This is a genomic window from Rossellomorea vietnamensis, from assembly GCF_001305855.1.
Lineage (GTDB): Bacteria > Bacillota > Bacilli > Bacillales > Bacillaceae_B > Rossellomorea > Rossellomorea vietnamensis_A.
The window spans coordinates 18820-36156 of record NZ_LIXZ01000012.1; the positions used below are offsets into that span (position 1 = coordinate 18820).

Genomic DNA, 17337 nt, shown 5'->3' on the forward strand with positions numbered 1-17337 from the left:
TACCTTACGGGGCTGATTGTTGAGCTGGTGCTTGCCTTAGTCTTCAAAACTTTAGGGAGGCGCGTGCCGTCTCCGCTGGGTTCGATTCCCAGGCAGTCCCGCCATTTAAAAGGGCAATTTCCTATTCATATAAAAGAACCCTTCCATAAGGGTTCTTTTTCTCTATTTCTGCAGCGCTTCCCGTTTCTTTCTCTCTGACGCCTGTACTCCATCAATCATTATATGAAAGGTTGTACCTTCTCCCTGTTCACTTTGTACCCGGATATCCGCACCGTGATCTCGCAGGATCCTTAAGCATATAGTAAGGCCGAGACCTGTTCCTTTTGTTTTTGTCGTGAAGAAAGGCTCGCCCAGTTTATCCAGGGTTTCCTTTTTCATCCCTACACCCTCATCCTTAAATGTCAATTGCACCTTATTATGTGAATTGAAATCTGCATGAATGGTAATCGTCCCTCCATGCGGCATAGCTTCTATGGCATTTTTCAATAAATTGATAAAAACCTGTTTTAATTGATTTTCGTCCCCGCGGATATACAACTCCCTCTCATGAAAATGCGTTTGAATTTCGATATTATATAAGATGGCATTCGTATTCAGCAATTTCGAAACGTGATCCAGTGTTTCGATGATATTAATTCGTTTATACGTAACAGATTGCGGCTTAGCAAGAATTAACAGCTCGCTCAGTACAAGTTCGATCCGCTTGATTTCAGAAAAGACAATCCCTAAGTATTCCTTCGTTTTCTCATCGGCATCATCTCTTAACAACTGCAGAAATCCATTAATTGAAGTCAATGGATTGCGGACTTCGTGAGCAATCCCTGCAGCTAATTGACCGGCAACTGAAAGTTTTTGAGATTCAATAGCCAGTGTTTCATTCATTTCCATCAATTCTTCCTCGTTATGTACTCTCTCGGTAATGTCTGAAATGGTCCCCACTGTACCCAGTAACTCACCATTTCCATTATAGTTCAGTTTAATATTGACCTCTCCCCAACGAAACTGGCCGTCCCTTTTTTGATAGGGGATATCCATCCTGGTTTTCTCCCTATGTAAACCGATGCTTTGCCTTATCAGTCGGAGAATTTCATGACGTTCATGGAGGGAAATGAAATGGAGGGCATTCTTATGTAGACTTTCTTTGACCGTATATCCCGTAAATTCTTCCCAGGACTGATTGAGGAATTGAAATTCCCCCTTTGAATTTGTGTGAAAAACCACTTCATCAATACTTTGAAGGACGTGCTGCATTTCTTCGTTAAGCAGCTTTACTCTTTCTTCACTCGTTCTGAGGGCTGCCAGCGTCTTATGGCTGATATCATAACTTTTCCCCATATAGTAGCTGATAAAGAGGATCAATAGGGTAAAAACCATATCCACCTTTAGATCTACTGGATAATGGAGAACAAAGTAGTAAATAAAATCCCACGTAATGACTAATAAAAGTCCAGTAAGTAACGATATGATCCTGCCACTATATTTCATCCTGCGAACCTCCTAATCGCACAAGCTTAAAAAACAATCGAAATAGAAAGAATTTTCACGATATTTGTTATTTATTAGTATATCATTTCTAATTAATAACAGTATAGAGTTCTTTTATAAAAACGACGATAATCTTGTCATGGGCAAAGTCCTTGTCTATAATTGAATAGGATATGCTTTTAAACTGAGGTGAAAAACATGCTTGAAGGTTGGTTCTTATATTTCATCCTTTTCTGGGTCGTTTTCTTAGTGGCTTCTTTTGCCATCGGTGGATTCTTTATGTTCCGGAAGTTCTTAAAGAGATTCCCAAAAGAGGACGGAAAGTCTGATCTGGATTGGGAAGAACATTATGTGAATGAAACCATCCACCTATGGGGTGAAGATGAAAAGAAAATGTTGAATGAGCTGGTAACCCCGGTACCAGAATTATTCAGAGACGTAGCCAAGCAAAAAATCGCTGGAAAAATTGGCGAATTAGCTTTAAAAGAGAGAGCTTCAGCCATAACGAAAGAATTAGTCATAAGGGGATATATTTTGGCAACGCCAAAGCGGGATCATAAATTCCTAAGAAAAAAACTTGATGAAATGCAGATAGAAGTTACACCGTATGAACATTTATTCTAATAAAACAGGCAGGGAATAGAATGGGCTCGATACTTGTGATTCCAATTATATTATATTTAATTTTTATTGTTGGGGCTGCTATATTATTTGTAAAATGGAAGAATGCAAAAAAAGGTAAACGCTAATCGTTTACCTTTTTTATATGGTCAATTAATCAATGGGATCCTCTGCTTTGCCAAAGCGGATGACGTCAAGAATCGCTTGGCCATCACTCGGTTTACCGTCTCCGTTCCTGTAAGGAAACAACGAGAAAAAGATGAAATATACCGAGAAATACACAAATTGGTAGAAAAAGATGTGAACAGGAATGACACCTTCATATATTAAATAGTTAATGAATAAAATCGCCACCAGGTTGAATAAACTTCCTGATAAATAGATAAGCACATGCACCCATACCTTGTTGTATTTCAATTCCCGATATTGACACCATCCTTCCATGAAGTACATTCTCTTCACTTCTAAAGGACCAATATTTATCAGGTGTTTACCGGTTCCAATGGCAAATTTAATCTTGGCTCCAAATATGCGTGCAATCAGGATATGACCCAATTCGTGTAAAATAGTGACCAATGGCAATGTAAGAAAGAAGGCCAGGAAAAAAGTCCAGATATCTGCTAATGTAAACAATCGTAATCCCACCAATATCATTTATTATTCATTCATCTTTTCTCTCTTTGCCCTAAAACCTTTACCCTTATGCATATTCATTAGCATTGTCATAAAACCGTCATCTTTCAGTAAGATGTGCAAAATAAAAAAGCAGGGCGTGCATCCCTGCTTTTTAAAGGTGGATTATATTGAATTCGTCGTTAAATCCTGATTTTCCTGGTGCAGCTTTCTATATTGAAAATACATGGTTATCCTCCATGGAACGATCATGCCAAAAGCAAGTATCCAGAACATCCCGCTCAGTTCTCCATAATCAATTGAAGTACTAAGGATCGACTTCGCTATAATTCGAATTAACAGAAGTCCGATCAAAATGAAGGCAAAAGCTTTAGAACGCTTTAAATAAATATCATTTTCACGAATTTCAAACTTGGATGTTTTGATCAACAACAAAGAGAATACCATCCCGACAGTAATCGCCTCTAAAAACTCACTCACACTGACCCGAAATAGAGGAAATAAGAACATCAACGCACCCGTACTCATAAAGAGAGGTGGTAAAATAATCTTCTTACCGCTTACCGGCCTTTTCTGAGCCTTCATCCTGATAAATATCACCATAAATCCCATGCAAATCGCGACAATGGATGAAGCAATCATCATAAAGCATCATCATCCTTTTATAATCTACTTTCATACCTTCCCTTATTATAGCCCAAATGCAGGAAAAACGAAAACAGAAAAAAGAGAGAATGAATGGAAGATTCTTTTCTCTCTCGGTTTATCACCCTAACACTCTTTTGATGGCTTCTTCTACACGCACTTCATCAAAGGGTTTAACAATGAAGTCCTTCGCCCCCGCTTCAATTGCATCCACTACAACCTTTTGTTGTCCCATCGCAGAACACATGATAATCTTAGCCTGAGGGAATTCGATAAGAATTCTCTTAACCGCCTCAATTCCATCCATATCCGGCATGGTGATATCCATCGTTACCAGGTCAGGGTGAAGCTCACGATACTTTTCCACGGCAATATGGCCATTCTCAGCTTCCCCAACGACTTCATGCCCGCTGGATGAAAGCATGTTTCCAAGAGTCAATCTCATAAATTTCGCATCATCCACTACTAGTATCGTTGCCACAGATGTTTCCTCCTCGTACACACTATCGATGTCAATTGAGTCTATTTACCTAATTCATCCAATTAAACTATACCATAAATCGTAATATTGATTCAATTTATTCTGTTAATTAACACCTGATTATGATTAAAATCCTTGAAAGCCTCCAAACACAGACGTAAAGTAAGCAAGTATGACGGTCATCCAGTCGAAGAACAGCATGATCCCTACAACAATCATGACGTATCCTCCTATTTTTACAATTCTTCCACTGTTCTTTCTGATCCACTGCATTCGTCCTATAAAAAATGACAGAATGAAGAAAGGAATGGCAAAGCCTAATACGTATGCTGTCATGTACATGACGCCTGAGCCGGGATTTGTTGCGGCAAGCGCAAGGACTGAAGCAAGGATCGGACCCGTACAGGGTGTCCACCCTGCTGCGAATGCCATACCGATCAAGATCGAACCGATAAAGCCCGCTGGCCTATTCTTGAATTCAAATCTACGATCTTTCATCAAGGATTCCGGTGTGAACACACCAATGACGACCAGGCCAAATATGACGATAAAAATAGCCCCAAGCTGTCGAATAAGATCTTTATAATTTAAAAAGAAGTTCCCTATAAAGGAAGCCCCAAACCCAATCGCGATAAAAATGGCTGAGAAACCAACTAAGAAGAATAATGTATGCAGTAAACTTCTTCTCTGCAACATGGCATTATCCGTTTTCAATTCATTGACACTCATCCCGGTTATGTATGAAAGAAAGGCGGGATATAAAGGTAAGCAGCAAGGGGAAATGAAGCTTAAGAACCCTGCCCCGAATGCTAAAAAAAGATTAATATCAGACATTTCCACATCTCCTACAATTTTAGTATATATGTCTATTCTATCAAACAATGCTTCAAACTATGAGGAATGTTTATGTGAAAGATTTGTGACCATCTTATTACAATCACCATTTACTCTTTCAATTGTATTAAAGTCTCTTTTCTTTTTTAAAATCCATTAATTTTACTTTGAAAAAATGGTCTATTTTCGTTATACTAATAAAAAGTTACAGTTATTACTAGTTTTGTATTCCACTTGTCAGGACATACAAAAGAAAGGAAACAGCCGTGTCTAAAAAAGAGCTTCTAGAACGAATTGAAAAAAAGCGTGCTCAATTAATTGATATTGTTGCTGAAAATGGACTGACTTCACCTCAAGCTATTCAATTTAGTCAGGAACTTGATCGTCTGTTAAATAGCTACAACTCTCAATACATAAAAAAATGTTACTCACCACAAATGAGCTGAACAAACCTTTCATCTAAATAAATGATACTAATATAAGAAAAGAGCCTCTCTAATTTTGGTAAGAGAGGCTCTTTTGTATAGAATCATTCTTAGTGAATTTGAACAAACGGTTCCTGGTCCACTTCTTTGACGATGGTGGCTTTTAGGCCCTTAGGAGTTTTCACATAAAGATAAACCGGTGTGTGAGGAAAATAATCGACGATTTCAGGACCAATCGCCTGTGCAAACCCTATTAATTCGGTTTCTTTCACCATACCTGTATGTACATCGATGACCAATTTATTTAGCGTATCTTTCCTATATAATCCTTTACCCACAAATTCAATATCCTGATGAGAGAAATACTTTGAAACATAATCTTCAAGATCCCGGATCCTGTTGTATAAATCCCGGTCCTTCTCTTCGCCTTCGTCACTCGGGAAGTAATAATATTTGTCGGATACATCATCCCACTTTTTGATTCTCCTATCGTTCTCATCTAAATAGGTGGAGGCGATATAGTTACCTGAAACAACGCTGTTCAAAGGTTGTAGTTTGTAAATCGATATCATAATGGGCACATTTTTCAATTCTTTGTTTGCCCTTACACGACTTACGACTGTATCGGCGACCTTCCTTCCGTATTCTTCCATCATTTTCTTGGTAATGTTGGCTTCGTCAAAATGCATAAGCTTCTTATCATCTTCCACCCTGATATAATCGGTGGAATTCATCGCAAGACCAAGGGAAATCCCCTTGATGTTCCCTTCTGAGTCTACATAATTCTGCTCATGAATATAAGCAAGGTACATTGGATTTTTCTTTTCCAACTCCATCTGCTGTTCCCATGACATATCCTCTGTAATTTTTAGTTCCGGATTAAGGCCAGCCTTGTTGGTTTTTGACTTCCTCCCTAACCAGGAATTTAAATTCTTTAAATACTGCCCCTCTTGATACACATATTTTTCAGGGTCAAAATGTTCAGTGGATAATGACATAAGGCCTGTCTCGATTTCATCCATATCACTGCGGTTATTGATCGTCATTGTAATCAGGCCGCGATTCACCGATTTTTTTTCTTTGTCAATTTTATAATTTAAATATTCACGTGCGTCACTTGCTGCACTATTTTGAATTTCAAGCGTTTCATCATCTATCACTTCCTGAGGCTTATTGCTGCATCCGGCAATAAGAATCAAAGTAGACAGAGAAACAATCATCCATTTTTTCATATGACTCCCTCCGGACTATATTTTATCATACATTACATTTCATTCCGCCTGATAATCTTTAAGTTTTTATAAATTCACGAAAATAATCCCATTATCCTAATAAATCTATTGAATCTCCTGCGCACTCCTTCACATCAGGATGCCCAAACAATAGAAAAAGCACTCATCACCTGAGTGCTTCCATCTATTACTTCATGTTCTTATTCATTGCATTCATCATTTGATTGATTTTCTTCTGGGATGGTTTTTGCCCCATTTGCATCATCATCATGCGTAACATTTGCTCGTTAATTGGTGGATTTTTCTTAAGGTAGCTCATCATATATTTACGAGCAATGAAAAATCCTAGTGCAACTCCGGCAAGTAATGCCAGAACTCCTACTAGAATAAGTAATCCAGTCGTTCCCATACTCTTACTTCCTCCTTCATGTTGTCCTTTTAAAAGTGTACTAAACCCTGAAACATTATACAATATTTTGGTCCAAATTTCATATTAATATATAAACTTTCTTTGTTTTATCGGTTTTAACCAGCCAAAACGTTCATTTTTGATATCCATTGCCAATAGCTGGCCCATATTCCTTCTTAAAATTTCAAAAAATACATATTCAGATTCATCGTGTCCCCAGGCACTCAGAGACATTGACTTTTCATTCAAAACGAGTGTTGCGCCTGACTCTTCTCTTTCGATTGTCGCAACGGAGTTTATCCAGGCTGCCCCTTCAACCTTCGTTATTTCGTGCTGAAGCAGTCTTTGGGTAGGAAGGTATGGAATTGGTTTCGTAATGTAATCTACTTGTTTCGAGACGATATCGTGAAGATCACCTGTACTCGCTTCCCAATCAGAAAACAATTGATAGAACATTCTTTCACGACCATAGTAATGTTGAACAAACAACTCTTCAATCCAATAGATTTGATAATTTCGCACCTTTACTCCCTCCTACCTTTCTTTCATATAGTATAAATCAACTAGAAGGGAGTCATTGTCATAAATTGTTGAAAATCTGCACTAGTTTTGTCGAACCTATTCTATCTTCTGAATGTATCGAAGTATTTTCAAGGCACTTGTTCTGTACCCTATCTCTTCCACCTCTACTCCTCACTATAAATAAAAAGGCCAACTCCTTAGAGAGTGTAAGGAGCTGACCTTTTCCAATCACGATTATTGAAGTAAAGCTTTGATTCTAGATACCACGTTTTCAGAAGTAAATCCATATTCTTCCATAACTTTCGCTCCTGGGGCAGATGCTCCATAACCATTGATCGCCAGAATGTCACCTTCATCGCCAACGTAGCGATCCCAGCCCATTGGAGATCCCATTTCAATAGCCAGGCGTTTTTTCACGCTCTTAGGCAAAATGGATTCTTTGTATTCTTTTGATTGCTTTTCGAAACGATCCCAAGATGGCATGCTCACAACAGAAACACTGATGCCGTCTTTTTCAAGGGCATTCTGCGCTTCTACAGCAAGATGCACTTCAGAACCAGTCGCAATCAACAGGGCGTCAGGCTGTTCTTTACCCGAAGCTGAGACAACATATGCCCCTTTGTTCACCCCATTATAAGCTTTATCAGCCGTACCTTTAAGCGTTGGAAGGTCCTGACGGGATAGAACCAGCATCGTAGGCTGATCTTTGGATTCTAACGATAACTTCCAGGCAGCAGCCACTTCATTACCGTCACCAGGGCGAATGACTGACAGGTTCGGCATTGCACGAAGGGAAGCAAGCTGTTCAACAGGCTCATGAGTAGGTCCGTCTTCTCCAACTGCGATACTATCGTGTGTGAATACATACGTCACAGGTAAGCCCATTAGAGCCGCCAAGCGGATAGCAGGTCTTAAGTAGTCACTGAATACAAAGAACGTCCCTCCGAATACATGAAGCCCTCCGTGAAGAGCCATACCATTCATGGCACCACCCATTCCGAATTCACGTACTCCGAACCAGATATTACGGCCTTCATAGGATTCAGGTGTGAAATCTTTCTCATCTTTGATCATTGTTTTGTTGGAACCTGCCAAGTCAGCGGAACCACCGATGAATGAAGGAAGATTTTTCGCAATTGCGTTCAACACTTCTCCTGAAGAAGCTCGGCTTGCTAATGCTTTTCCTACTTCATATACCGGGATGTCCTTATCCCATCCTTGTGGGAGTTCCCCTTTGATTGCCGCTTCTAATTGAGTGGCTAATTCAGGGTGATCCTCTTTGTATTTAATGAATTGGTTAGCCCAATCTTGTTCTTTCTCAGAGCCAGCTTGTTGGATTTTTTCCTCGAAGCGGCTGTATACCTCATCAGGAACGTGGAAATCCTGATCGAATGTCCACTTGTAAGCTTCTTTCGTCAGCTTCATTTCATCTTCACCAAGAGGTGCACCATGAACAGCAGATTTACCTGATTTATTCGGAGCTCCGTATCCAATGACTGTCTTTACTTCAATCATTGTCGGGCGGGATGTATCCCCTTGAGCTTCCTCAATCGCTTTGGAAATTTCGTCAAGATCATTTCCATCTTCTACACGGATATACTGCCAACCATACGATTCAAAACGTCCTTTAACACTCTCGGAGAAGGATTTATCCAAATCTCCGTCTAGTGAAATATCGTTGGAATCATAAAGAACAACAAGGCGTCCTAATTTTAGATGAGCAGCCAATGATGCAGCTTCGGAGGAAACACCTTCCATTAAATCCCCATCACCACAAATGGAGTATGTAAAGTGATCTACCATATTATATTGGTCTTTGTTGTATGTAGTGGCCAAATGTCTCTCAGCTAATGCCATACCAACTGCCATAGCAATCCCCTGTCCGAGTGGACCAGTTGTCGCTTCTACACCAGAAGTATGCTTATACTCCGGATGTCCAGGAGTCTTACTTCCCCATTGGCGGAAGTTTTTAAGATCATCCATTGAAACATCGTAACCAGAAAGATGAAGCAGGCTGTACAACAGCATTGAACCGTGTCCCGCAGATAAGACAAAACGGTCACGGTTGAACCATTCTGGATTTTTAGGGTTGTGATTCATGAACCTTGTCCAAAGTGCATATGCCATTGGAGCTGCTCCCATAGGCATTCCCGGATGACCGGAACCTGCTTTTTCAATCGCATCGATTGATAATGTACGAATTGTATTAATTGCTAATTGATCTGTGTTATCAAACATATGTCAGACATCCTTCCTTTTAATGTACCTTATTAATATTAATCTTCTTTGATAGTTTATACAACTATCTTGAATGATAACATGACTTTATGAACGTTGAAAATAAAAACCCTTCAAATTTTATAAGGGAAAGTAATCAATCAAAAAACTTCCAGGCCCTTTCAAAATGGGCCTGGAAGTTTTTTGATTAATGCATTTTTTTCTTAGTCTGTATATCCTTAATCTTTTTAGGCGTTACTTCATTTCCTTCGGGATCAAATATTCTTGTATTTTCAATTGTACCCTTCATCGATTGACGGAACGTTTCAAGATATTCTTTTCTTAGTTTGGTCTGTTCTTTCGCTTCCTGTTCAGTTAGTCCGCTACTTTTGGACTTTTTCGCAAGTTCGTTGATTCTATTCATTTTTGTTTTTGAAAGCATCTATAAAAACTCCTTTATTGCATAGTCTGCAAACTCCAAAACATTACTAAAAGGCAGTGTATAACACTACCGTCATGTTACTAGATTAAAGGAGATAAAACAAGGATTATGCATGATCAAGAGACGTCATATATTCCTTGAAGCGCCTATGTACCGTAGCTTTGGATACATCGTATCCGAATCCCCTAAGAGTAGCTGCAATCTCAGCGAAAGTTAATTCATTTTTCCTTAAACGCACAATTTCCTCTACCGGCACTTCAATACGCTCCCTTCCATCGACATTTCCTTTGTTTTTTAAATTTTTATGAGGCTGAAACCCATTTTCGACAGCTCGTTTCATTCCCCGCTTAATTTTTAGGTTATGAAGCTTACGTTGATATTCCTCCACCATACTGACAATGTTGATCACCATCGAATCGGACTCGGATAAATGTAATTCTCCACTATGCGTCTGACTGATGATTTTCACTTCCTCTTTTAACAGACAGTGAATAAGGGCAATCTTGGCATTTCCCCTTCCGATTCTTGTCTCGTCCTGAATAAGCACAGCCTCAATTGATTTATCCCTGACCAGGTCTAAAAGTTCTAGAACGCCTGGACGGTCCAATTCAAATCCGCTCGCCTGGTCCTTGATGACTGCATTTACTTCATAATGATGATCACGTGCCAATTTAACCAGTTCTTCTTCCTGTCGTTCTAAAGATGTTTCCTGTGTATTTTTCTTGGTACTTACCCTGCAGTAAATGACAGCTTTCATCTTCCATCCCTCTATTCTTCGTTCATGACCAGTTCGAAATCTGATTGAGTTGATATTGTTCGATTTTCAATGGGTAACACAAGTGATTCACCAGGTTTGATAGCAAAAGAGTTCAAACCGTTCTCTTCGCCCACCCAGGCGATAAATTCTTCCATTGTCATAGAATATTCTTCATTATACTGTTTGGCAATAGTCCAAAGAGTATCCCCATCCTCTACTGTGATGCTTTGGTAAGAAGGTTGATTCGTCATATTGATCAATAAATAGCAAGCTGCTGAAAGGACTAATACAAATAATATAATAATGTAAGAGAATCGATTCCAAATGTGTGTTAACATAAAATTACCCCCATACGAATGTTTGTTCTGTTTTGTTGTTTTCATTGTAATACGAACACTCGTTTGGTGTCAACAAAATTCGAACTTATGTTTGTATCAATAGTAGTGACATGCTATAATGGGAACATAAGATCTATAATAGAGGTGCGTGAACATGACAAAATTGTCGAAAAGACAGCAGGACATACTACAATATATTAAAGTTGCAGTCAGAGAAAAAGGGTATCCCCCTTCCGTACGTGAAATCGGGGAAGCCGTCGGTCTTGCCTCCAGTTCCACCGTACATGGGCATTTAGCTAGACTGGAAAGCAAAGGTCTGATCCGTCGCGATCCGACTAAACCGAGAGCGATTGAAATTCTGGACCTTGAAGAAGATACGATTCCGAGACAACGTGTAGTTAACGTTCCTTTAATCGGTAAAGTAACAGCCGGTCAACCGATTACGGCTGTTGAAAATGTGGAAGAATTTTTTCCTTTGCCCGAGCGGATGGCCCCTTCGGATGAACAGGTCTTTATGCTTGAAATCATGGGTGACAGTATGATTGAAGCCGGAATTTTGGATGGGGATTTTGTCATTGTTCGCCAGCAGCAGACAGCGAACAACGGAGATATTGTCGTGGCCATGACCGAAGAGGATGAAGCAACGGTAAAACGTTTCTTTAAAGAAAGGGATTATGTCCGCCTACAGCCCGAGAACTCAACAATGGAACCGATCATTTTGCGAAACGTCTCCATTTTAGGCAAAGTGGTTGGAGTATATCGTCAAGTTCATTGATAATGGCATCCAATATGTATAACTGATACTATTATCAGCCACTTACACTATAATGAAAAAGAAGCCTGAGGTTGGAAGCCGAAACATTCCATCCCCAGGCTTTTTTGTTATTGTTGCCTTCAGCCTACCACTGTGGGCTGAACGTAAGTGCAAAAAACCCCCAACGCGTGTTGAGGGTTCATGATAATTAATACATTTGAATATATTGCTCACGTTCCCAAGGGTGTACTTGTGTACGGAACATATCCCATTCGATTTCTTTCGCTTCCACGAAATGTTCGAATATGTGTTCACCAAGGGACTTAACGATGACTTCATTTGTTTTTAAGGTTTCAAGAGCAGCATATAATGTTGCAGGAAGATCCACGATACCTGCTTCTTCACGCTCTTTTTTGTCCATTACATAGATGTTACGGTCAATTGGCTTAGGAGCAGGAAGGTTATTCTTGATTCCATCTAATCCAGCAGCAAGTAATACAGCCATTGCAAGGTAAGGGTTTGCCGCAGGGTCGACACTGCGAACTTCAACGCGTGTACTCAAACCACGGGAAGCCGGGATACGGATTAATGGGCTTCGGTTACGCGCAGACCAGGCAACATAGCAAGGTGCTTCATATCCTGGAACTAAACGTTTATAGGAATTTACAGTCGGGTTAGTAATCGCTGTAAACGCAGTGGCATGCTTGATGATACCTGCAAGGAATTGACGGGCAGTATCGCTTAGTTGTAAGTCACCTTTTTCATCAAAGAAAGAGTTCACTCCATTTTTGAATAATGACATATTACAGTGCATGCCTGAGCCATTTACACCGAATAACGGTTTCGGCATGAATGTAGCGTGCAAACCGTGTTTACGGGCAATCGTTTTTACTACCAGTTTGAATGTTTGAATATCATCGCATGCTTTTAATGCATTTGCATATTTGAAGTCGATCTCATGTTGACCTGGTGCTACTTCATGGTGGGATGCTTCAATTTCAAAGCCCATCTCTTCAAGTTCCAGAGCGATGTCTCGACGGCAGTTTTCCCCTAAATCGGTAGGAGCCAAATCGAAATAACCACCATTATCGTTTAATTCTAATGTAGGTTCACCATTCACATCTAATTTGAAGAGGAAGAATTCCGGCTCAGGTCCAAGATTGAAGTCAGTGAATCCAAGTTCCTCCATTTCCCCTAAAATACGTTTAAGGTTGTTACGAGGATCACCCTCGAATGGAGTGCCGTCAGGATTATAAATATCACAGATCAGACGGGCTACCTTTCCTTTTTCAGCTGTCCACGGGAAAACCAACCATGTGTCCAAATCAGGGAATAGGTACATATCTGATTCTTCGATACGGACGAATCCTTCAATTGAAGAACCGTCAAACATCATCTTGTTATCTAATGCTTTTTCAAGCTGACTTAGAGGGATTTCTACGTTCTTGATCGTCCCTAAAATGTCAGTGAATTGTAGTCGAATGAACTTAACTCCCTCTTCATTCGCTAATCTTACAACATCTTCCCGAGTATACTTTGCCATTTACGTATTTCCTCCTCAAGTTTATTAAAGGTTTTATTTAATGAAAGAAGCGGGACATATCTCCTTGACGCAGAGAAGATCGATTGAACCGACCGGAATGGATCAATTCATTGCGTAGTAATTTACGCAGCTCGTCGTCAGATAGATCCTGTCTTGCTTTTTCTTCCTTTTCATTACTTACGTCAGATACGACTTTGCTTTCATTATGACCGGACACTGAAAAAATCTTCTTGATCCCTGCCATGTTGATACCTTGATCTAACAGATCCTTTACTTCTAATAACTTATCAATGTCATTCAAGGAAAAGAGCCGGCGATTCCCCTCGGTCCGTGCCGGGTTTATCAGCTGATGCTCTTCGTAGTATCGAATCTGACGAGCTGTTAAGTCCGTGAGCTGCATGACAATACTAATTGGAAATAATGCCATCGTTCGACGAATTTCACTTCCGCTCATCTTGATTCCTCCTTTTGATTTCCTTCTTGAGTTCATTATATGTAATGTTAGGAGTTCTGTCAATTAAATGTTAGATTTTCTTACATAAGTAATCAAAAGAATTGGATAGTCCATTATAGACTATCCAATTACTACTTTAATATCCTTTTTATATAGTGATTAAACCTTTTTCAATCAAATTGTCCACTGCAGAGCAAACAGCGATTTTCACATGGGAATAGGTCAACCCGCCTTGAACGTAAGCGATATAAGGTGGTCTTATAGGTCCATCTGCTGATAGTTCAATGCTCGCTCCCTGAATGAACGTTCCTGCAGCCATGATGACATCATCCTCATAGCCTGGCATATAATTCGGATATGGCGTGAAATGAGAATTGATCGGCGAGGCTGATTGGATGGCCTGACAGAAAGCGATCATCTTATCTCTGTCATCAAATTGTACCGATTGGATTAAATCCGTTCTTCTGGCTTGTGGTGAAGGATTCGTATTCATCCCAAGCTCAGTCAGTAGAGCAGAAGTGAAAACCGCGCCCTTTAATGATTGTGCCACCACGTGAGGTGCTAAAAAGAACCCTTGATACATTTCTTGAAGGCTGTAAAGAGACGCCCCTGCCTCCGCCCCGATCCCCGGGGAGGTCATACGGTAGGAACAGGCTTCTACATATTCCTTCTTCCCGACGATATATCCTCCTGTTTTCGCAAGGCCGCCACCCGGATTTTTAATAAGGGAGCCGGCCATCAGATCCGCCCCGACGTGACATGGTTCCTTCACTTCTACAAATTCCCCATAACAGTTGTCAACGAATACAATAATTCCAGGGTCAATCTCTTTAATGAAATCAATCATTTCCTTTATTTCTTCTATTGTAAATGATGGACGGTTGGCATAACCTTTTGAACGCTGTATGCCAATCATTTTTGTTTTGGTTGAGATGGTCCGTGCCACCTTTTCGAAATCGACTTTTCCAGACTCATCTAAATCAACGCTCTGATAGCCAATATGGAATTCTTTAAGTGAACCTGTCCCTTCTCCCCGGGTTCCTACTATTTCTTCTAATGTATCATAAGGTTTTCCTGTTATGTACACTAGTTCATCCCCAGGCCTGAGTATCCCGAACAAAGCGATGGAGATTGCATGGGTACCAGAAATGATCTGCGGCCGCACAAGCCCGGCTTCTCCTCCAAATACATCTGCGTAAATCTTTTCCAGGGTGTCCCTTCCTGCATCGTCATAACCATATCCTGTTGACGGTATAAAGTGAGAATCACTTACCCGATGCTTTTGAAATGATCTTAAAACGTTGAACTGGTTGCTTTCAGAGCGTTCATCGATCTTTTTGTGTATATCTTTGATATCTGCTTCCACTTTCGTTACAAGTGATTGTAATGACGTTCCATTTACTAATTGTTCAAACATGTGTGGTTTCCCTTCTACTTTCTGAATTTCTTGATGCTCCCTGCGATTGGATGATCTTCAAGATGGAATCCGGTCATTTCATATACTTGATTCACTTCTCGGAACTCCAATTTCCTCAAGATTGTTTCACTTTTTAATTGGGATAGTATCTTTCCTTCATTTACAGGAACAAATACATGATACGGGATCATATGATTTTTCACGATTTCTTCTATTTTAATCAATAGCTTTCCTCTGTCCTCTTCGTTCAAGGCACTGATGAGGATACAGTCGGATTCAGTGTCGGGGACAAATTCGGGATCCATCTCATCCCGTTTGTTATATACCGTTAATTGCTGCAGTCCATCCATATCCAGATCCTTCAATAAGGACTCTACAGTCTTTTCGTGTTGACTGTAATCAGGATTTGAACTATCCACGACGTGAAGAAGAAGGTCTGCCTCCTTTACTTCTTCAAGAGTGGATCTAAATGCCGCAACCAGCGTGGTCGGTAAATCTTGAATGAACCCTACTGTATCTGTCAGTAACGTGGAATATCCGCTGGGTAAAGGCATTTTCCTGGTCATCGGATCAAGAGTCGCAAATAATTGATTTTCTTCATAAGAATCGGCCATTGACATTCGATTGAACATCGTGGATTTTCCAGCGTTTGTGTAACCGACCAGTGCAATCTGGAAAGTTTTGTTCCGCTTTCTTCTCCCGCGGTACCTCTCTCTATGATCCACAATGGTTTGTAATTGCTTCTTAATATCGTCAATCCTTTTATGGATGTGTCGACGATCACTTTCGAGCTTCGTTTCACCAGGACCCCTGGTGCCTATCCCTCCACCCAGCCTTGAGAGGGACGCCCCCTGACCGATAAGTCTCGGGAGCAAGTACTGCAGCTGGGCAAGCTCTACTTGTAATTTCCCTTCTCTCGAGCGGGCACGTTGTGCAAATATGTCCAGAATCAGTTGTGTGCGATCGATCACCCTGCCCTTTAATTCCTTTGATAAATTCCGTATTTGACTGGGGGATAATTCATCATTAAAGATGATGATGTCCGCTTCGAACTGTTCTTCCAACAGGACCAGTTCCTCCACTTTACCCTTTCCAATATAAGTACTCGGATGTATCCTGTCACGTTTTTGAAAGAGGGTGGCAGCAATTTGACCTTGTGCTGTTGCTGTCAGCTCCGCAAGTTCCGTTAAACTATATTGAAAACGCACGTCATCATCGTCAAGTTGACATCCTACCAGAATGACTTTTTCTCTATTTTCATTCTTCAATATACAACCTTCTTTCTCGTCCTTTCAATCTATTTCCCATCATATCAAATCCACTTCGTAAACTCTATGTAAAAAGCAATGAAAAATGGTTGCAAATAAGCATATACGTGTTAAAATCAGTATGTTTGATTATGACATAACACTACTTCAAGATTCTACATAATGGCATGTAGCATATTGTAATAGGGTGAGGAGGAATGTGTATGACGTGGGAAGTACTGAGTATCATCGGTACCATTGCTTTTGCTATTTCAGGAGCTATCATTGCCATGGAAGAGGAATATGATATCCTCGGTGTTTATATATTAGGTATTGTCACTGCATTCGGAGGAGGCGCCATCCGGAATTTACTGATTGGTGTACCGGTTTCCGCTTTATGGGAGCAGGGGATGCTGTTTCAGATCGCCCTTCTCTCCATAACAGCGGTCTTTCTTTTCCCAAATAATCTTCTGAAGCATTGGAGGAAGTGGGGGAATTTCTTTGATGCGATCGGTCTATCGGCTTTCGCTATTCAAGGAGCGTTATATGCTTCTCAAATGAATCACCCCATCAGTGCAATCATTGTAGCTGCGGTTTTAACCGGGAGTGGCGGTGGAATCATACGTGACCTTCTGGCCGGCCGGAAACCATTGGTCCTGCGTTCGGAAATTTATGCTGTTTGGGCAGTTCTATGTGGAGCGGCAATCGGACTTGGAATCGTGAATTCAGCCTACGAGTTATATTCACTATTCATCATTACGACCGCTTTAAGAGTACTCTCTTACCTATATAAATGGAGATTACCGAATAGAAGTCTGCGGGCCCATGTTTAATAAAAAAAATGCATTCAGAGTTGAATGCATTTTTTTATTGTCTCTTGA

Annotated in this window: 20 protein-coding genes and 1 tRNA gene; 5 read left to right on the forward strand and 16 right to left on the reverse strand. The window is 40.3% G+C overall.

Features of this window, described 5'->3' with window-relative positions; translation table 11 throughout:
• The first annotated feature begins 8 nt into the window (after window positions 1-8).
• Window positions 9-104, forward strand: a tRNA-Sec gene (locus AM506_RS22555).
• Between the two features lie 58 nt (window positions 105-162).
• Here AM506_RS22555 and AM506_RS14755 read toward each other — a convergent pair.
• Window positions 163-1485, reverse strand: a complete 1323-nt coding sequence (locus AM506_RS14755; protein WP_060673258.1) for an ATP-binding protein — start codon at window positions 1483-1485, stop codon at window positions 163-165.
• Window positions 1486-1683: 198 nt separating this feature from the next.
• Here AM506_RS14755 and AM506_RS14760 point away from each other — a divergent pair, with 198 nt between their 5' ends.
• Window positions 1684-2109 (forward strand): DUF2621 domain-containing protein, encoded by a 426-nt coding sequence (locus AM506_RS14760; protein ID WP_060673259.1) that lies wholly within the window; start codon window positions 1684-1686, stop codon window positions 2107-2109.
• Between the two features lie 150 nt (window positions 2110-2259).
• Here AM506_RS14760 and AM506_RS14765 read toward each other — a convergent pair whose 3' ends face one another.
• The 4 genes from AM506_RS14765 to AM506_RS14780 form a co-directional block, all read right to left on the reverse strand.
• Window positions 2260-2739 (reverse strand): site-2 protease family protein, encoded by a 480-nt coding sequence (locus AM506_RS14765; RefSeq protein WP_060673260.1) that lies wholly within the window; start codon window positions 2737-2739, stop codon window positions 2260-2262.
• Between the two features lie 165 nt (window positions 2740-2904).
• Window positions 2905-3384, reverse strand: a complete 480-nt coding sequence (locus tag AM506_RS14770) for a CcdC family protein (RefSeq protein ID WP_060673261.1) — start codon at window positions 3382-3384, stop codon at window positions 2905-2907.
• A gap of 121 nt (window positions 3385-3505) precedes the next feature.
• Window positions 3506-3865, reverse strand: coding sequence for a response regulator (locus AM506_RS14775; RefSeq protein ID WP_060673262.1), 360 nt, complete (start codon window positions 3863-3865; stop codon window positions 3506-3508).
• Between the two features lie 126 nt (window positions 3866-3991).
• Complete coding sequence (locus AM506_RS14780; protein WP_060673263.1) at window positions 3992-4699, reverse strand: cytochrome c biogenesis CcdA family protein; 708 nt, start codon at window positions 4697-4699, stop codon at window positions 3992-3994.
• Window positions 4700-4965: 266 nt separating this feature from the next.
• Between AM506_RS14780 and AM506_RS22215 the strand changes: the two genes are divergently transcribed.
• Entirely contained in the window at window positions 4966-5145 is a 180-nt protein-coding gene (locus AM506_RS22215) for an aspartyl-phosphate phosphatase Spo0E family protein (RefSeq protein ID WP_082386387.1), read from the forward strand.
• A gap of 89 nt (window positions 5146-5234) precedes the next feature.
• Here the strand turns inward: AM506_RS22215 and AM506_RS14785 are convergent, their stop codons facing one another.
• From AM506_RS14785 to yneA, 7 genes are all read right to left on the reverse strand, one after another.
• Complete coding sequence (locus AM506_RS14785; RefSeq protein ID WP_060673264.1) at window positions 5235-6356, reverse strand: CamS family sex pheromone protein; 1122 nt, start codon at window positions 6354-6356, stop codon at window positions 5235-5237.
• Window positions 6357-6543: 187 nt separating this feature from the next.
• Window positions 6544-6765: a YneF family protein gene (locus AM506_RS14790; protein WP_034759902.1), complete on the reverse strand. Its 222-nt coding sequence runs from the start codon at window positions 6763-6765 to the stop codon at window positions 6544-6546.
• 84 nt (window positions 6766-6849) lie between these two features.
• A complete protein-coding gene (gene sirA / locus AM506_RS14795) occupies window positions 6850-7287 on the reverse strand; it encodes a sporulation inhibitor of replication protein SirA (RefSeq protein WP_060673265.1) in 438 nt (145 codons plus the stop codon).
• A gap of 234 nt (window positions 7288-7521) precedes the next feature.
• Window positions 7522-9525, reverse strand: coding sequence for a transketolase (gene tkt, locus AM506_RS14800; RefSeq protein ID WP_060673266.1), 2004 nt, complete (start codon window positions 9523-9525; stop codon window positions 7522-7524).
• Window positions 9526-9712: 187 nt separating this feature from the next.
• A complete protein-coding gene (locus AM506_RS14805; RefSeq protein WP_060673267.1) occupies window positions 9713-9946 on the reverse strand; it encodes a DUF896 domain-containing protein in 234 nt (77 codons plus the stop codon).
• Window positions 9947-10052: 106 nt separating this feature from the next.
• A complete protein-coding gene (locus AM506_RS14810) occupies window positions 10053-10703 on the reverse strand; it encodes a YneB family resolvase-like protein (protein WP_060673268.1) in 651 nt (216 codons plus the stop codon).
• 11 nt (window positions 10704-10714) lie between these two features.
• Window positions 10715-11041, reverse strand: a complete 327-nt coding sequence (yneA, locus tag AM506_RS14815; protein ID WP_060673269.1) for a cell division suppressor protein YneA — start codon at window positions 11039-11041, stop codon at window positions 10715-10717.
• Between the two features lie 154 nt (window positions 11042-11195).
• On the opposite strand from yneA, the gene lexA reads away from it, so the two are divergent.
• Complete coding sequence (gene lexA, locus AM506_RS14820) at window positions 11196-11816, forward strand: transcriptional repressor LexA (protein ID WP_060673270.1); 621 nt, start codon at window positions 11196-11198, stop codon at window positions 11814-11816.
• Between the two features lie 187 nt (window positions 11817-12003).
• On the opposite strand, the gene glnA is transcribed toward lexA, so the two are convergent.
• From glnA to hflX, 4 genes are all read right to left on the reverse strand, one after another.
• Window positions 12004-13338, reverse strand: a complete 1335-nt coding sequence (glnA, locus tag AM506_RS14825; RefSeq protein WP_060673271.1) for a type I glutamate--ammonia ligase — start codon at window positions 13336-13338, stop codon at window positions 12004-12006.
• Window positions 13339-13375: 37 nt separating this feature from the next.
• Window positions 13376-13792 (reverse strand): MerR family transcriptional regulator, encoded by a 417-nt coding sequence (locus tag AM506_RS14830; RefSeq protein WP_060673272.1) that lies wholly within the window; start codon window positions 13790-13792, stop codon window positions 13376-13378.
• Window positions 13793-13940: 148 nt separating this feature from the next.
• Window positions 13941-15209, reverse strand: a complete 1269-nt coding sequence (locus AM506_RS14835) for a methionine gamma-lyase family protein (protein ID WP_060673273.1) — start codon at window positions 15207-15209, stop codon at window positions 13941-13943.
• 14 nt (window positions 15210-15223) lie between these two features.
• The gene (hflX, locus tag AM506_RS14840) at window positions 15224-16480 is read right to left on the reverse strand and encodes a GTPase HflX (protein WP_060673274.1); all 1257 of its coding nucleotides are present in this window, start codon (window positions 16478-16480) and stop codon (window positions 15224-15226) included.
• A gap of 200 nt (window positions 16481-16680) precedes the next feature.
• On the opposite strand from hflX, the gene AM506_RS14845 reads away from it, so the two are divergent.
• On the forward strand, window positions 16681-17289 hold the full coding sequence (locus AM506_RS14845) for a trimeric intracellular cation channel family protein (protein WP_060673275.1): 609 nt from the start codon (window positions 16681-16683) through the stop codon (window positions 17287-17289).
• Window positions 17290-17337: the final 48 nt, after the last annotated feature.

Bases quoted from the DNA above. Each gene is read 5' to 3' on its own strand.
- AM506_RS14755 (WP_060673258.1), bottom strand. From the start codon at position 1,485: ATGAAATATAGTGGCAGGATCATATCGTTACTTACTGGACTTTTATTA.
- AM506_RS14760 (WP_060673259.1), top strand. From the start codon at position 1,684: ATGCTTGAAGGTTGGTTCTTATATTTCATCCTTTTCTGGGTCGTTTTC.
- AM506_RS14770 (WP_060673261.1), bottom strand. From the start codon at position 3,384: ATGATGATTGCTTCATCCATTGTCGCGATTTGCATGGGATTTATGGTG.
- AM506_RS14780 (WP_060673263.1), bottom strand. From the start codon at position 4,699: ATGTCTGATATTAATCTTTTTTTAGCATTCGGGGCAGGGTTCTTAAGC.
- AM506_RS14785 (WP_060673264.1), bottom strand. From the start codon at position 6,356: ATGAAAAAATGGATGATTGTTTCTCTGTCTACTTTGATTCTTATTGCC.
- AM506_RS14790 (WP_034759902.1), bottom strand. From the start codon at position 6,765: ATGGGAACGACTGGATTACTTATTCTAGTAGGAGTTCTGGCATTACTT.
- tkt (WP_060673266.1), bottom strand. From the start codon at position 9,525: ATGTTTGATAACACAGATCAATTAGCAATTAATACAATTCGTACATTA.
- AM506_RS14805 (WP_060673267.1), bottom strand. From the start codon at position 9,946: ATGCTTTCAAAAACAAAAATGAATAGAATCAACGAACTTGCGAAAAAG.
- AM506_RS14810 (WP_060673268.1), bottom strand. From the start codon at position 10,703: ATGAAAGCTGTCATTTACTGCAGGGTAAGTACCAAGAAAAATACACAG.
- yneA (WP_060673269.1), bottom strand. From the start codon at position 11,041: ATGTTAACACACATTTGGAATCGATTCTCTTACATTATTATATTATTT.
- lexA (WP_060673270.1), top strand. From the start codon at position 11,196: ATGACAAAATTGTCGAAAAGACAGCAGGACATACTACAATATATTAAA.
- glnA (WP_060673271.1), bottom strand. From the start codon at position 13,338: ATGGCAAAGTATACTCGGGAAGATGTTGTAAGATTAGCGAATGAAGAG.
- AM506_RS14830 (WP_060673272.1), bottom strand. From the start codon at position 13,792: ATGAGCGGAAGTGAAATTCGTCGAACGATGGCATTATTTCCAATTAGT.
- AM506_RS14835 (WP_060673273.1), bottom strand. From the start codon at position 15,209: ATGTTTGAACAATTAGTAAATGGAACGTCATTACAATCACTTGTAACG.
- AM506_RS14845 (WP_060673275.1), top strand. From the start codon at position 16,681: ATGACGTGGGAAGTACTGAGTATCATCGGTACCATTGCTTTTGCTATT.